At 43.0% G+C, this 15,807-nt stretch carries 10 protein-coding genes; 5 read left to right on the top strand and 5 right to left on the bottom strand.

Annotated elements, in window-relative coordinates:
* The first annotated feature begins 364 nt into the window (after positions 1 to 364).
* Positions 365 to 3,010: a leucine--tRNA ligase gene (leuS, locus tag ACEW80_RS18595; RefSeq protein WP_373528016.1), complete on the top strand. Its 2,646-nt coding sequence runs from the start codon at positions 365 to 367 to the stop codon at positions 3,008 to 3,010.
* Between the two features lie 333 nt (positions 3,011 to 3,343).
* On the opposite strand, the gene ACEW80_RS18590 is transcribed toward leuS, so the two are convergent.
* Positions 3,344 to 6,325, bottom strand: a complete 2,982-nt coding sequence (locus ACEW80_RS18590) for a hypothetical protein (protein WP_373528015.1) — start codon at positions 6,323 to 6,325, stop codon at positions 3,344 to 3,346.
* 362 nt (positions 6,326 to 6,687) lie between these two features.
* On the opposite strand from ACEW80_RS18590, the gene ACEW80_RS18585 reads away from it, so the two are divergent.
* Complete coding sequence (locus tag ACEW80_RS18585) at positions 6,688 to 8,442, top strand: iron uptake porin (RefSeq protein WP_373528014.1); 1,755 nt, start codon at positions 6,688 to 6,690, stop codon at positions 8,440 to 8,442.
* A gap of 392 nt (positions 8,443 to 8,834) precedes the next feature.
* On the opposite strand, the gene dusB is transcribed toward ACEW80_RS18585, so the two are convergent.
* The 3 genes from dusB to ACEW80_RS18570 all read right to left on the bottom strand — a co-directional run bounded on the left by dusB (position 8,835) and on the right by ACEW80_RS18570 (position 11,903).
* Positions 8,835 to 9,890 carry a tRNA dihydrouridine synthase DusB gene (gene dusB, locus ACEW80_RS18580; protein WP_373528013.1) on the bottom strand — a complete coding sequence of 352 codons (1,056 nt, stop codon included), beginning with the start codon at positions 9,888 to 9,890 and terminating at the stop codon, positions 8,835 to 8,837.
* A 66-nt stretch (positions 9,891 to 9,956) separates the two neighbouring features.
* Positions 9,957 to 10,790, bottom strand: a complete 834-nt coding sequence (locus ACEW80_RS18575) for an Rpn family recombination-promoting nuclease/putative transposase (protein WP_373528012.1) — start codon at positions 10,788 to 10,790, stop codon at positions 9,957 to 9,959.
* A 231-nt stretch (positions 10,791 to 11,021) separates the two neighbouring features.
* Complete coding sequence (locus tag ACEW80_RS18570; protein ID WP_373528011.1) at positions 11,022 to 11,903, bottom strand: acyl-CoA desaturase; 882 nt, start codon at positions 11,901 to 11,903, stop codon at positions 11,022 to 11,024.
* Positions 11,904 to 12,056: 153 nt separating this feature from the next.
* On the opposite strand from ACEW80_RS18570, the gene ACEW80_RS18565 reads away from it, so the two are divergent.
* Positions 12,057 to 13,283 carry a TetR family transcriptional regulator gene (locus ACEW80_RS18565; RefSeq protein ID WP_373528010.1) on the top strand — a complete coding sequence of 409 codons (1,227 nt, stop codon included), beginning with the start codon at positions 12,057 to 12,059 and terminating at the stop codon, positions 13,281 to 13,283.
* Positions 13,284 to 13,431: 148 nt separating this feature from the next.
* Here the strand turns inward: ACEW80_RS18565 and ACEW80_RS18560 are convergent, their stop codons facing one another.
* Positions 13,432 to 13,854, bottom strand: coding sequence for a hypothetical protein (locus tag ACEW80_RS18560; protein WP_373528009.1), 423 nt, complete (start codon positions 13,852 to 13,854; stop codon positions 13,432 to 13,434).
* 725 nt (positions 13,855 to 14,579) lie between these two features.
* Here ACEW80_RS18560 and ACEW80_RS18555 point away from each other — a divergent pair.
* Together ACEW80_RS18555 and ACEW80_RS18550 are read left to right on the top strand one after the other, a co-directional pair.
* Positions 14,580 to 15,071 (top strand): hypothetical protein, encoded by a 492-nt coding sequence (locus ACEW80_RS18555; RefSeq protein ID WP_373528008.1) that lies wholly within the window; start codon positions 14,580 to 14,582, stop codon positions 15,069 to 15,071.
* Between the two features lie 4 nt (positions 15,072 to 15,075).
* Positions 15,076 to 15,684 (top strand): NB-ARC domain-containing protein, encoded by a 609-nt coding sequence (locus ACEW80_RS18550; protein WP_373528007.1) that lies wholly within the window; start codon positions 15,076 to 15,078, stop codon positions 15,682 to 15,684.
* Positions 15,685 to 15,807 lie beyond the last annotated feature (123 nt).

Genomic DNA, 15,807 nt, shown 5'->3' with positions numbered 1-15,807 from the left:
ATTAAGTGTGAAACAACCTAGTTATGTAAAAAAAATAACTAGTCCGACGCGTTAGTGAACTAGTTTTTAAAGAAATCCTCTTCTCATGCCATGAGTATTATTACTCATCCACAAATAGTAAAAACTGCAAAAGTATAGTATATCAGTCTCCAGTATCCTAAACCTGGGGACTTTTTTTATATCTATTTTTATGGGGAGTATATAGTCAAAGAACTTTAGGGATATAAGATAGAGAGAAATATTAAATTGATTTTAGAAATCAAATTAGAAAATTACTAGACAGATAATTCCCTCAAAATAGTAGTTTAAATGTACTAAAAAAGGGTAAGTATTAGAAATTTAGTAGAAATAAAACGTAACAGGCATGAAACCATTGGAAAAAGGTCTTTCTGTTGATTCCCGATATAACCCAGCAGCGATTGAGGAAAAATGGCAAAAAACATGGATAGAACTTGGCTTAGATAAAACATCGGCAGCTGGCAATAAGCCGAAATTTTACGCTTTATCCATGTTCCCTTATCCATCGGGTAGCCTACACATGGGTCACGTCCGTAATTATACGATTACCGACGTGATTGCCCGCCTTAAGCGAATGCAAGGGTATCGGGTAATACACCCAATGGGTTGGGATGCCTTTGGTTTGCCAGCAGAAAACGCCGCTATTGACCGTGGTGTACCGCCAGCAAAATGGACTTATCAAAATATGTCCCAGATGCGGCAACAATTACAGCGTCTTGGTTTATCCATTGACTGGGAATGTGAACTTGCTACTTGTTCACCAGACTATTACAAGTGGACACAATGGATTTTCTTACAGTTTTTGCAAGCGGGGTTAGCTTACCAAAAAGAAGCAGCGGTAAACTGGGACCCCATTGACCAAACTGTACTGGCAAATGAGCAAGTTGATAACGAAGGACGTTCTTGGCGCAGTGGGGCAATAGTTGAGCGCAAATTATTGCGGCAGTGGTTTTTTAAGATTACCGACTATGCCGAAGAATTACTCAATGACTTAGATAAGTTGACAGGTTGGCCGGAACGCGTCAAGTTGATGCAGGCAAACTGGATTGGTAAATCTACAGGCGCTTACTTGGAATTTCCCATCATTGGGATAGATGAAAAAATCGGCGTATACACTACACGTCCAGATACGGTTTATGGTGTCAGCTACCTAGTGTTAGCACCAGAACATCCCTTAACAAAGGGCGTCACCACAAAAGAACAACAAGCGGCGGTAGAAGTCTTTATTAAAGAGGTTTCCAATCAAAGTGAGTTGGAACGTACCTCTGAAGACAAACCTAAGCGGGGTATCTCCACAGGCGGAATGGCAATTAACCCGTTTACAGGGGAAGAAGTGCCTATCTGGATTGCTGATTATGTACTGTATGAGTATGGTACTGGGGCAGTGATGGGTGTACCAGCACACGATGTCCGAGATTTTAAGTTTGCGAAAAATTACGATTTGCCGATTGATTTTGTCATTGCTTCCCCAGATAATGTTGCAGGTTTTGACTTAACTCCAACATCAGAGATTGATGAAGTTACACAACTTATCCAAATTGAATACAACCAGGCATACACTGAACCAGGAATTTTAATTAATTCTGGGGCTTTTACTGGCATGGCTTCCACAGATGCTAAACAAGCAATAGTTGAATACGCCGAACAACAAGGTTTTGGTAAAGTGCGGGTGCAATATCGCTTGCGGGATTGGTTAATTTCACGGCAGCGTTACTGGGGTGCACCGATACCTATAATTTACTGTCCTAACTGTGGGATAGTGCCAGTTCCTGATCAAGATTTGCCAGTACAGTTGCCAGAAGAGGTGGAATTTACTGGACGTGGTGGTTCACCTTTGACTCAGTTGGAAAGCTGGGTAAATGTGCCTTGTCCGACTTGTGGAACTCCGGCGAAGCGGGAAACTGACACGATGGATACTTTTATTGATTCTTCGTGGTATTTCTTGCGCTTCCCTGACGCTAAGAATGAACAACAGGTTTTCGATTCTGGTAAAATTAATGACTGGATGCCAGTTGATCAGTACGTGGGTGGGATTGAACACGCGATTTTACATTTGTTGTATTCGCGGTTTTTTACTAAGGTACTGCGGGACAGAGGGTTAGTGAACTTTGATGAACCCTTCCAACGCCTGTTAACTCAAGGTATGGTGCAGGGTTTAACTTACCTGAATCCCAACAAAAGCGGCAAAGATAAATGGATTCCTTCTAATTTGGTCAATCCAGCCGACCCCCGTGACCCGCAGACAAGTGAACCATTGCAACGTCTCTACGCTACCATGTCTAAGTCAAAGGGCAATGGTGTAGCGCCAGAAGATGTAATTTCCAAATACGGTGTAGATACAGCGCGGATGTTCATCTTGTTTAAAGCGCCACCAGAAAAAGACCTGGAATGGGATGAAGCCGATGTGGAAGGACAATTCCGCTTTTTAAATCGGGTTTGGCGTTTGGTAACAGATTATGTTGCGGCTGGGGTATCTCGTAAGAAAGCCCAATTTGATTTAACTAAGGCAGAAAAGGAATTGCGGCGCGCGATTCACACGGCTATTCAAGCGGTGACGGAAGACGTGGAAGACGAATATCAATTCAACACAGCTATTTCAGAATTGATGAAGTTGAGTAATGCTTTAACTGATGCTGACGGGAAAAATTCCCCAATTTACGCAGAAGGTATTCGGAGTTTGGTGGTTTTGCTAGCACCCTTTGCACCACATATTGCTGATGAATTGTGGCATTTATTGGGTGAAAGTGATTCAGTTCACACTCAAACTTGGCCAGCATTTGACCCGGTTGCTTTGGTAGCTGATGAAATTACTTTAGTGATTCAAATTATGGGCAAAACTCGCGGCGCGATTCAAGTACCAGCGCAAGCAGATAAGGCAGCGTTGGAGAAATACGCCCGTGAATCGGAAGTTGCCCAGCGTTACATTGAGGGTAAAGAGATCAAAAAGGTAATTGTGGTGCCTGGAAAGTTGGTAAATTTTGTCGTCAGCTAAGTACAGCTTTGCGTAAAGTGGTGGCGAATTGAGGGTTGAAACTTAAACGCAAAGTGGAGGCAGCGCGTTGCGGGGGTTCCCACGGCAGTTCCTTCAAGTCGGCAAAGCTGCCCAACGGACTGCCTCCGCGTTGTAGCGACTGCCGTCGCGCAGAGGGAAGCGCAGAGAATTGAGCAAAAACGATCGCCTGCTGATTTCTGGTTCAGCGGGAATCGTTTTTGGTTAATACTCGGCTATCAGAAAAAAGCGATCGCATCCCAAGCTAGAGTGTAGCATTCCTTTAACTACTGGGGTTTACCAAGGGGAGCGATCGCTATTTTTTTCAACTATCTCTTAAGGAAGAGAAGCATTTAAATTGCCCCACTTTTCGAGTAATTGGGGACGATGCTGACGTAAATCTACATTGTTGCGATCGGTTGGATAAGGAACGCGATCGCCCTTAACTCCCGACCAAAGAACGTGGTTAAAAGCATCAGTATCGAGCTTATCTTCAACTTCAAAGTAGAAATCTTTGGTTGCTTGTAACCACCACTGTTGATCATGCTGGGAGGGAATAGCTGCTGTCTTGACTACATTGGGATTTTGACAAGCTGGTACAAGTTTAGGATCTACTGGAGCTTTACACAAGTTACCCGGCACGATCGCACTGTAAGGTGTAAAGTTTGGGTTCCGAGTGAAGACATCTGACATTGGCTGGGCATTAGCATCATTCATCCCCAGGTAGCCAATGTTTAATAAATCCTCCATCGTCCGGATCATCGTGACGGTGTTGTAGTTATTGCTGATCAAGGTTTTGCGCTTGGTGTAGGGTGAAATGACATAGCCTAGAGAGCGACTAGCATCAACATGATCTGGCCCATCCTGGGCATCATCTTCTAGGACAAAAATGGCTGTCTCTTTCCCATAAGGAGACTTGGAAATAGTTTCTACTAACAAGCCCAGTGCATAATCATTATCAGCCATTTGCAATTCCGGCGTATTTAATCCTGCCAAAGCATTGCCAAAAGCACCAAAATGATCATGATCCAGAGCAATCATCGTTAAGTTAGGTGGTTCTCCCTGCTTCTTGATGTAATCTTCCCAGTCACGTCGCCACTCATTGAATGAATAAATGTCGCTTTGCTTCTGGTCGTATCCCCGAAAGTAAGTGTCAGTACGCCCTAACAGCGATGGTTTTGTACCTGGACTTTGCGGGATATTGGGATATGCTGTGGGGGAAACAGGGATATACAAAGGATTATTTGGGTCGGGCTTAGTTGGATCGCTCTGACCACTGCCATAGAAGGAAAGATCGGTTACGCAACCGTAGTTACGTACAGTTTTGCCAGATCGGAGTGCCGCATCCCAAAGATAACCGCCAACTGCTTCGGGTTTTAAATCGTTGGCTCCCTCTGGCGCACTAATGTCTACATTTCCCGGTAGGATCGAGGAGTTGCCTGTTGGATCTAACACCCCTGTTAATCGAGTATTTAGCTGTGTGGGAGCAGCGTTAGTTTGGGGCAGAGCAATAATGATGTTACGATTTTGTCCCTCATAGTCGTAAGAAAAGCCACCATTACCATAGCTGACTGCAACGCTTTTCTCTGTATGGTCTGTGACTCGCCCAAAGGTAGACCAGCCCCAGCCGTTACCGCTCACTTCCCCGCTATCGTAGAAGTTATCGAGCGTTACATAATCAAGTGCCAACTGATGATGGTTGGGAGTAATTGCTTGGGGAAATACAGTTAATTGAGGATCACCATTGCCAATAGGTAAATCACCGAGTACTTGGTCGTAGGTGCGATTTTCTTTAATCACGTAGACGATGTACTTAATCTTGTTCTGAAGAAATCTCATTATCCGGTCAGGACGGCGATTGTAAAAACCGTTGTTTTTATCTACCTGCTCGGAAAGTGTAACTAAAGTATTGCCTTTTGGCACCGGAATAGTTGAGAGTCCAGCTTTTTCTAGAGCATAGATATATTCATCTCTAAAAGTGGTGTTACGTGCTTGTCCGGTTACTGTTGTTCGTCCAGCTGAAGGGTTGGGGCCAGCAGTGCTTTTGGCGTTGACAACATACAGCTTTTGCCCGTCTTGACTGACACTTACAGAGTTGGGATACCAACCAGTGGGGATACGTCCACTTACTTGGCCAGATTGCAAGTTTACAACAGCAACAGCATTCTCACCACCCAAGGTAACGTAAAGTGTGCGTTCGTCTGGACTAAGAGCTAAGGAGTTGGGATTTGCCCCTTTGTACTTGTCACTTGGTCGAGACAGAGAAATGGTTTTCACGACACTATTACTATTAGTATCAATCACAGATACCGAGTCACTGTTACCATTGGCGACAAATAGCAAGCTTTCGTCCGCCGAGAGTAGGATGTTGTTGGGCTGTCCGCCGACTGGAATTCGGGCGATCGCACCCGTTATAATATCGACAGCTAAAACTTCATGATCGCGCAGACTACTAACAAAAGCTTTGGCCGCTGCACCATTCTTCGCATTCTTAATGGCAACGCCAAACGGGAATTCTCCAGTTGCTACCTGCTTGCCGGGAACAAACAGCTTCACCTCGCGGATAATTTTACGGGTGGCGGTATCAACAATCGTTATTGAGTCATTTTCGATATTAGCAGCCACCAAAGTCTTACCATCTCGACTTACGGCAACTCCTGACACGATTGGACTGGTATCGTAATCTTTAGCTGGAGTACCGCTTAACAAACCGCCAGCGTGTCCGAGCAAAATGAACGGAGCGTCTGGAATGTATTTACTGCTATCAAATTTATAAACATAAACGCGATCGTCTAGCCCACCTGAGACATAAAATCGTTTACTGTCTTTTGCCCAAGTTAAGCCAACATAAGTTCTAGGGATATTAATCTGTTGCTTCTTAACTGGAGTACTGCCACTGACATCAAAGACAAATACCCACTCGGCATTCCTTGTCGTCTCGCTAGTCGGTTTACCAGTATTAGAGTCAAGGATGGGGTAGGTAATATCCTCTCCCGTGGTTTCATTTTTGAAATTCAGGTTACGGCCGCTAGTCAGCACAAGCAGGGTTTTGCCGTCTGGACTTAAGGTAGTAGTTACAGCTTCGGCTGCGTCAGCATTGGTATCCGATCGCAAACCTGTAGCTAAACGGATAAAAGTCGAGCCGGGAGCGGCTCTAGGTGTAATAACCAAACCTGTGGGTAATACAGATGCACCACCAGGAAGTGAACCAACAGGACTAGTAAGTTGAGCTCTAATTGGCTCAATACTGACTATAAGTATTACTGCTGCAATCAGCAGACTGAGGAGAAGATATCTCTGCCGTTTGAAATTTATCATTGAGATACCGAAAATTAGTAATAATAATGAATATTAGAAAAAACAGGTTGTGATAAGGGATAAATTAGGTTAAGAATAGGTAAATAATATTGCCTTATATCCGAGCGATCGCACCACACTTATCAGATTTACGCAATAACTCTCTAAAACTCTTATTACTTCCTGTTCTTTTAGCACTTCAAAAATTAAAGCAGTAATAAATCCAATTTAACCCAACCTTAATGCAAAGATTCTACTTTCGCTATAACCTCTTATCTACATATATAGACATCTAGAGCAAAGTTAAATCTAGGAAAGTTTGCTGATTAGGTTAATGCCAGAAGTCCTAGAAGTGAAAGTAAATGTGGTGTGAGGAAACAAAAATGTCAAAGGCTGCTTGGAATGCTTTAAAGCTGAGTTTTGCTTTACTTAGTGCTACTCTACTAATAGCTAATGAAAGCTTGGCAGCAGAAGCAATCGGCAAAGAGTCAGATGAGCGATCGCTTTACCCAACTGCTCCAGTATCTATCAAAAAATCTCATCTAATCCAGATTCGCAGTGTCCCAATAGCACAGATACCAACTGCCGCATCAAAAGTAACTACTAGTCCAACGTCCAGCACTTTAGAGCAGATCAATCAACACCGCCAAACCTCTTCCACACCTAAATCCATTGCACAGGTAACTTCAGTTTCCCAGCTTTCTGATGTTCAACCTACAGATTGGGCATTTCAAGCACTACAATCTTTAGTCGAGCGCTATGGTTGCATTGCTGGATATCCAAACAGTAGCTATCGTGGTAATCGCGCGCTGACTCGTTACGAATTTGCTGCTGGCTTAAATGCGTGTCTAGATGGCGTCAATGAGCTGATTGCTACTGCCACAGCTGACCAAGTGAGCAAAGAAGATTTAGCTACACTGCAACAGTTACAGTCAGAATTTGGATCTGAACTTGCCACCTTACGGGGCCGAGTCGATGCCCTCGAAGTTAATACAGCACAACTTGAAGCAAATCAGTTTTCTACCACTACCAAACTCAGTGGCGAAGCTATCTTTTTCCTCGGCGGTGTATTTGGCAATACAGCAGCTGACAGAGACGACAATCCAGATAACAACCCCGACTTAAATGAGAATATCATCCTGGGCGATCGCGTGCGACTGGTTTTTGATACAAGCTTCAGTGGTAAAGATCGCTTACGTATTCGCTTGCAAGCTAGAAACATTACGCCGTTTAATAACAATGTTACAGGGACACGAATGACCCGCTTATCTGTTGATGGTGATAGTAGGAATAATGTAGAGGTAGATTACATTTACTATCGCTTCCCAGCAGGCAAGCAAACCGCCGTCACTGTTTCTGCTTTCAATACAGAACTGAGTGATATCATCTACACTCTTAACCCACTATTAGAAGGTAGCGGTAACGGTAGTTTCTCTCGGTTTGGACGGTATAGCCCAATTTACCGAGCTTTTGGGGCAGGGGCAACAGTAGCCCATCAGTTTAACGACAATTTCAACTTAACTTTGGGCTATATGGCTCCAGATAGCGCCTCCCCCGTATCAGGTAACGGGTTTTTTAACGGTAATTATAGTGCTTTGGCGCAGTTAGTTTATAGTCCTAAAAAAGGTATTGACTTTGGCATAATCTACGCTCGCTCCTACTTTAGTGAAACCAGTCAAAGTGGCGTGAACCTGACTTTCACTACTGGTAGTGCCAAAGCTACTCAACCCTTTGGCAATGTTGCTACATCAACGGACTCTGTGCAGTTAGGTACTAGCATTCAACTAAGTCAGCGAATCGTGCTTTCAGGTTGGGCAGAATATACCTTTGCTAACTCTCAGGTTAGCAATGATAATGCTGATATCTTCAACTTTGCAGTCAACTTAGCTTTTCCTGACTTAGGTAAGCGAGGAAATTTAGGTGCGATTATCTTTGGCATTCCTCCGAAAGTCGTTAGTAACAGCATCAGTGCTAATGAAGACGATAATACCTCCTTCCATATAGAAGCTTTATATCGTTATCAAATTACTGACAACATTGCTATTACCCCTGGTGTAATTGTGATTACCAATCCCGAACATAACGATAATAACGATACTATATACGTCGGAGGTATCCGCACAACCTTCAAGTTTTAGTTGCAATCAAAGCACTCGTAAAGGCGAAATCATCTGTAGTTTGATTATTTTTAATTAATTGTCAATAATCAATATTCAGAGGCAAGATGACTAGTTTTTACTACGGGGAATAGAGATAAAACTTGTACTTTCGGCGATCCAGTTTTCATATTATGATTAACTAAAGCGATCGCCTTTTCAAGCAGGGCTATTTCATTCTCATCTAGCCCGCCTCAGAATCAATTCTGAGTCTAATAGCGAAAGTCGTCTAAAGACGACTGAAAAAAGGTTATAGTCCGTTTTAACGGACTTTAGCTATTAGCCTGAAACTTTAGTTTTGGGCGGTTTATGCCTAGAATGAAATAGCCCTGCCTTTTCAAGGCAATAATTTGTCTACGAGTAAGATTGATTTTTTAAATCATTACCAAACTACCTAATGCTTCTTCTTCTAATTCATAACCATTAGCTAGTTTTTCAATTGCTTGGTCAATCATTGCCAAACCTTGATCTACCTTTTCAACTACACTTAACTGTCCTCGGAGTTCGGCAGCACCAACGAAACCTTTAGCATACCAAGTCATGTGCTTACGGGCTTGACGCACACCGCGATCGCCTTTATATTCCCATAAGGCTTGTAAATGATCTTTTGCACATTCCAAACGCTCAATTGGGGTTGGTGGTGGTAATATCTCCCCAGCTTTCAAAAAGTGATCAATTTCTCCCACCAAAAAGGGATAACCCAAAGTCCCACGGGAACACATGACGCCATCAGCGCCAGTTTGTTCTAAACATCTCACCGCCGCCTCAATTGAGAAAATATCTCCATTCCCAATCACTGGGATAGAAAGCACTTCCTTCACACGGGTAATCCATTCCCAACGGGCATTGCCATTGTATCCTTGAGCGCGGGTGCGTCCGTGTACCGTGATCATTTTTGCTCCTGCATCTTCCATCCGCTTGGCAAAATCGAGAATAGTAATTTCGTTGTCATTCCAGCCAATACGGGTTTTTACTGTCACAGGTACATCAACAGCTTTTACTACTTCCCGCACAATTGCCTCTGCTACTTCCGGTTGTCGCAACAACGAAGAACCGCCACCATTTTTAGTGATTTTATTTACCGGACAACCCATATTAATATCAACAGTATTAGCACCTTCGGTAACTGCCTTGATTGCTGCTTCTGCCAGAAAATCTGGACGACAATCAAATAGTTGAACGCTAATTGGACGTTCATTGGGATCTACCTCCATGATTTTGGGTAACTGCTTGACATAATGCAACCCTGTAGCATTAACCATTTCGGTATACATCATCGAATCTGGCGCATAGCGACGCACGAGACGGCGAAACACCAAATCCGTCACCCCAGATAGAGGCGACTGGAGAACCCGACTTTTTACCTCAAACGAGCCAATTTTGAGGGGTTGGGACAGTCTAGCTTGGAGAATGGGAGACAGGGAAATCATACAAAAAATTAAAAATTGCGGGAATGGAAAAATTTAAGAGTATCTCTGAGCAGTGCTAATTGTAGGTTACGTGTCCTGACTTTGAGGCTGTTTTTGTAGTTCTTGCTGAACCTCTTCTATACTCAAACCTAACTCTTTCGCTATTTCTTCAAAATTCAATCCCAATTTGAATAACAAAGGTATCATTCTAAATTTTTCTTGACGCGCTCCTTCTTGCTTACCTTCTTGCTTGCCTTCTTGCTTACCTTCTTGCTTGGCTTCTTGATAAACTCGTGTCTGCTGTAAATCGCTTAATCCAAACATACTCTCAATCTCCTTTCGACTCATCATCGGAAACTTATAAACTAATATTGTCTCTATCAATTCTAATAACTGCCGCCGTTGTAGTTCGATGTTAATTTCTTGCCGGGTTCTGTCTATTAATTCCCTGGCAGTCACAATTGCTGTATCTTCATTTTCTGCCACTAATTTCATAGTAGCAATTCCAACTGGCAGCGATGCTGTTTCACCTAATTCATTTAGATAAATGCGACTTACACGCTGGCTGTTGAAAAATTCACTGTAATTCTTGATGTCTGCTGTATCTAAACTGCGATTGGGATAGATAACTACTCCTCGCCAAGAATTTTTAGGTTGATTTTGACGTAAGTATAAACAAATTTCTGAAATTAGGCGCGAATAAATTTCTGCGTCAGTTTGAAACTGGACTTCAACAAAGTAAATCGGATTTTCTTCCCCTTGTGTTGGCAGAAAAACACCATCTATGCGGAATGCAGTTTGCTTGATTTCAATTGAAGAGAATTTATAAGCCTTTGCTGTTTGGGGTGGATTGCCTATTAATTCAAAAAATATGCTAGGAAATTCTTGAAAAAGGCGATAAAAAATACTGTCAGTTTTCACGCTTGATGTATTGCTGAGATTTGCCGCGTTGCAATTTTACTGTGAAATAGGTAGTCAGAGATTTTGTTCAACAAACTTGTAAGTAGCGAAATATGTCAACTTGCAACTGATATACTGCGCCACTCCTTTAATACAACTTGAAAGCTAGAATGTAGAGTTATTGATAAAAATTAGTAAGCCGACGGCAAATCAGCAGTCGGCTCGGCAAGTTCATAATGGTTCAGTTGCAATTTAGCCGTGAGGTGCACCTTGAGGTGGACGCGAGACAACCTTTTTTGCTAAACCCAAAGTCTGCAAAACTAGGATGCTCCACCAAGTAACATCAATCTCCCACCAAGACAACCCGGATTTCGCCATCTGGGGATAAGTATGATGGTTGTTGTGCCATCCTTCTCCATAGGTGACGAGGGATACCCACCAAAGATTACGGGCACCATCATTGGCCTCAAATGTGCGATAACCCCAGAGATGTGATGCTGAGTTCACAAACCAGGTTGAGTGCCAAAGGAAGATACACCTGACAAATACTCCGTAAACCACAAAAGACCATCCTCCTAAGGCATAAAGCAGCAGCGAGAGGGGTATTTGCAAGACCAAGAAGTAGCGATCCAGCCAGCAATAAAAGGGTTGTCTTGCTAGATCAGGGGCATATTTTTTATAGGTTTCATAGTCAAAAAATTCGGGACGTGGGTAGAAAATCCACAGTATATGGCTCCACCAAAATCCTTTTTGGGCAGAGTAGGGATCTAGGTCAATATCTTCCGTGTGAGCGTGATGCTGGCGATGTCCACCTACCCAAAAAATTGGCCCCCCTTGCAAAGCCAGCGCTCCAATCAGGGCGATCGCATACTCTAACCACTTAGGAACTTGGAAACTGCGATGGCTCAGTAGTCGGTGATATCCCAGGCAAATACCAATGCTCCCGAATAACCAGTGGAGAAACATGAGTAAACCTAGTGCTGACCAGGAAAAAAACCAAGGAGCCAGAAGTGCTAAGGCATGAAATGCAGCAAAAAATACTACATTTGTCCAACTGAGTTGAGGTGAGTTGCCTCTCTCAGGGGCGATGGCTTCGCCAACGCTTTTAGCGAACGCCCCAAAATTTGCGGTCATAAAAATTCCTGTTGATGGATGATGAAGCAATTTGCTTTTTTTTTGGATGCCACCTGTACACCAATTCGTTACAGTAGAGTAAAGCAAGTGTCACTTACATTTGTTATCCTAGCAGAATTCTGATCTCCGTGCAAGTGCCACTTGCACTTTTCTATGTCGTCTCAACTCTTTTCCACTCGTCAACGCCTGATTCAAGCTGCCCTTGAGTTGTTTTCTGCTCAGGGAGTCAGCGCCACCACAACCCGCCAAATTGCTGAAAAAGCCGAAGTCAACGAAGTGACATTATTTCGGAATTTTGGCAATAAGCATGGACTGCTTTTAGCTGTGCTAGAAGAGTCCGCAGCCTTTAAGAATTTAGGTGAGTCGCTGGTGCGGCGGGCAACGCCTCCGGGCAATGTCTACCAAGCTCTTAAAGATTATGCAAGTGATACGTTACATACATTAGAACAAGTGCCAGAGTTCGTCCGGTCTGTGGTAGGTGAAGCCGACCAATTCCCGGCTGAAAATCGCCGCGCACTAGGCAGGGGAGTAACAGAGGCAAACCGTTATGTAGCTCAGTATTTAGCTACTGTAATCCAGCAGGGACACTTAAACACCTACTTAACGGCAGAAAAATTAGCCAGTTTGCTAAATGGGATGATCTTGGGATATGCCGTAATTGAGTTCACCAGCGAATTTCATGAACTTTGGGAGGATCGGGATGATTTTCTAGAAAATTTGGTGGAGTTGTTTTTACATGGAGCCATGTCAGCTTCAGCAGAATCAGCAACAAACTCCTTACAAAGCTTGATTACCACAGAAGTAGCTGATTTACCAGCTAGTTTAGTTAACGAAATTCTGCAACAAGCAAGGATTTCGGGAATACGAGATTATGCCTTAGCTTATGTGTTATTTGGGGCTGGATTATCCACCACAGAAATAATTAGCTTGGAGCGATCGCACCAAATCTGCGATACTCAAGGACACTTCCTGCAAATCACAATTCCTGGATTTGTCCGTCAAGTACCTGTGAATCAGTGGATTTTGGGCAAACGCTACGGTTCTTTTACGAATAATCCTCTAATCAAATGGCTGAAAAGCCGTAAAGATAATCAAACAGCCATGTTTTTGAATGAAACAGGGAAACCGCTTTCAGAATCAGAGCTTGAGACACGTTGGCAAACATGGAGTGAGGGACTTTTAACTCCCCAAGGAAAAACGTCAGTGATCGGACAGGCACAACAAACCTGGCGTGTAGAAATGTTAATGCGGGGAATCACCTTGGAAAACTTGAGTATTTTAACAAGTTGCGATCGCACCCAATTACAACCCTATGCCCGCAGAGCCAGAGAAAAAGCCGCCTTAGAGCAAGCCACCCGTTTGGATCATAAGCCGGGATAAGGAGTGGGGAAATAAGGGGAATAACGGGACTTAAACAAAACTGAAGTAAGACTTACACATTGACAAGAAATACCAATCGCTTTTTAATTCATACAACTTCTAATTTATACCCAGAATCAGCAACACTCCAGCATGATGCAGTTAAACATTAGGGTAAAACAACAGAGGTTTCTTTACCATTGTTGTTTGCACCATTCAAGATTGTAGCTGTACTCTTTGATGGGGATTGGGTGTTGCTCGAACGGCGTGATAATTTCTGGCGTGGCTTGCCTCCCGCCTGGATATATTGCAAACTGTCTTTGCCATAATGGGTTGCCACACTCATTAACATCTTTTCAGAATAGCCGCGCAATTCTTCTTCAATTAGAGAGATGCGACCTGCCATTTCATCTATGCTAGAGAGTGAAGTGTTGTAGGTAGATAGCTCGGTTTGCAAGGTTTGGATGCGGCTGTCGTAGTCTGTCAAACTTAATCCTTTGCCAAATTCTAGCGTAGGGCTAATTGATCGCATTCCGGCAATTCGACGGATAGCCTTTTCGAGAGTGGTTGAACTGCGTTTTAGTCGTGCCATGAAATGCGCTCCTGAAGGAGGTTATAGGATTACTGCATATACTCTAGCCAATGCAACCCTAAACTTCTCTGAGAAATAACTCGGAAAAATTAAAGCAAATTAAGATCGACTTAATTATTTTTAGTAGATTGTACTGAGAAATTTATTAAAAAAGTTACACTTGACTAGTAGCAGATACCTCAAAGTCATGTTGAGGTACTTTGAAATCGTATTGGAGTACTTCCAAGTCATGTTGAGGTACTTTGAAATCGTGTTGAAGTACTTCCAAGTCATGTTGAGGTACTTTGAAATCGTGTTGAAGTACTTCCAAGTTATGTTGAGGTACTTTGAAATCGTGTTGGAGTACCTCCAAGTCATGTTGAGGTACTTTGAAATCGTGTCGGAGTATTAAGTAATGGGTTTCCTTAGCTCAACCTAAGTTATGGTGAAGGCGATCGCGCCCAAAAGTATCATAAATATAATTCAACTATAGGACTCCCCTTGGAAAGGCTACGGTGTACACATAAGTTATCCAATCATTAGCAGTCCTCGAATTACCCCACCCTAACCCTCCCCTTATAAAGGGGAGGGAACCAAATTTCTGATTTCCCCCCTTTATAAGGGGGGATTAAGGGGGGTAAGGATGTACCGAAGGTGTAATGCAGCACTACGCTCTTTACCGCTTGAACTCTCGTAATTTTATAAATACCTAAAAATCCGAAAAGTTGTACAGTAAGTTTGTATGTATGACTATTAATACTAAATCTAAGTGCAAGCTGATGGTAGAACCTCTAACGGCAGCAGTGATTGTCTCTTTATTTTTCTCAGAGGCAATTAAAGAAGGTGGAAAAGCTTTAGGTAAAGGTGCGGCTGATACATTTACCCTTCTAATAAATACCATCCGTGAAAAGTTTAAAGCAGAGGGAACAGATGGGTTGTTGACTCGCGCACAAAATCAACCTACAGAAGTGAATAAGACAAAGCTACAAGATGAACTGCAAACCCAAATTGATGCTGATGAAGCGTTTGCTCAGAAACTTAAAGAATTAGTCGAGCAGCTACAAGCACAAGATGAAAGTATACGTCAGGTAGTTCTGAGTGAGATTGAATTAACTGGTGATTTGAAAGCCAAAGACATCAGCCAGAAAGCCGCGCGGGATGGTTCGGTTGAGCAGGAAATGCTCAAAGGGGTGAAAGCTACAAACATTGATGTAGGCAACTTAAATCAAGAAGCCTGAAATCATGACTAATCATTCAGACTCTCAAGTTGCCAGACAAGAAATTTTTAAGGATGTCCAGGCTAATGGCAATATTACAGTCGGAAATATTACCCAGATTTACAAAACCGTAAACAATTTGGGTGAGCTTCCTAAACCAACAGGTTTCCCCCAAAATATTCCTGCTAGCAACACAGATAAATTTGTCGGACGAGAAAGAGAATTAGAACGCCTCTACCAACAGCTACAAAGCAATCATTCGGTGGTAATTGCTGCTGTTGAAGGTATGGGGGGAGTTGGTAAAACCGAATTAGCAATCCAGTATTCACTGCTACATTTACAGTTGGACAATTACCCTGGCGGTATCTGCTGGTTAAGAGCCAGAGAGTCAGATATTGGGCTGCAAATATTACAATTTGCTACAACAGACTTGGGCTTGCACCCACCAGAGGATTTGGAGTTAGCAGAACAAGTACGTTGGTGTTGGCAACATTGGCGACAGGGGGACACGCTAATAGTTTTCGATGATGTTAAAAATTACAGTCACGTCAAACCGTATCTACCACCCCAACCATCCCAGTTTAAAGTACTAATTACTACACGCCTCAAATTAGATTTAGCTAGGGCTTGCTGAATAAGTCTCCAGAGCGAATCTAGAAGCCACACAGCTTACAAAATAGTAGTTTCGTCGCTTAGTTTCCCAATTTGCCCGGCGCTCGCCGACGAAAGTGCAAGGTTTTTGAACCTCTGGATGCTA

It is taken from the genome of Nostoc sp. (assembly GCF_041747015.1).
GTDB lineage: Bacteria > Cyanobacteriota > Cyanobacteriia > Cyanobacteriales > Nostocaceae > Nostoc.
Note: the sequence above shows the minus strand (reverse complement) of the source record. Positions and strands in the feature narration are given on the sequence as shown.

Excerpts from the sequence above, each read along its gene's own strand:
- leuS (WP_373528016.1), top strand. The coding sequence starts at position 365 with ATGAAACCATTGGAAAAAGGTCTTTCTGTTGATTCCCGATATAACCCA.
- ACEW80_RS18590 (WP_373528015.1), bottom strand. The coding sequence starts at position 6,325 with ATGATAAATTTCAAACGGCAGAGATATCTTCTCCTCAGTCTGCTGATT.
- ACEW80_RS18585 (WP_373528014.1), top strand. The coding sequence starts at position 6,688 with ATGTCAAAGGCTGCTTGGAATGCTTTAAAGCTGAGTTTTGCTTTACTT.
- dusB (WP_373528013.1), bottom strand. The coding sequence starts at position 9,890 with ATGATTTCCCTGTCTCCCATTCTCCAAGCTAGACTGTCCCAACCCCTC.
- ACEW80_RS18570 (WP_373528011.1), bottom strand. The coding sequence starts at position 11,903 with ATGACCGCAAATTTTGGGGCGTTCGCTAAAAGCGTTGGCGAAGCCATC.
- ACEW80_RS18565 (WP_373528010.1), top strand. The coding sequence starts at position 12,057 with ATGTCGTCTCAACTCTTTTCCACTCGTCAACGCCTGATTCAAGCTGCC.
- ACEW80_RS18560 (WP_373528009.1), bottom strand. The coding sequence starts at position 13,854 with ATGGCACGACTAAAACGCAGTTCAACCACTCTCGAAAAGGCTATCCGT.
- ACEW80_RS18555 (WP_373528008.1), top strand. The coding sequence starts at position 14,580 with ATGACTATTAATACTAAATCTAAGTGCAAGCTGATGGTAGAACCTCTA.
- ACEW80_RS18550 (WP_373528007.1), top strand. The coding sequence starts at position 15,076 with ATGACTAATCATTCAGACTCTCAAGTTGCCAGACAAGAAATTTTTAAG.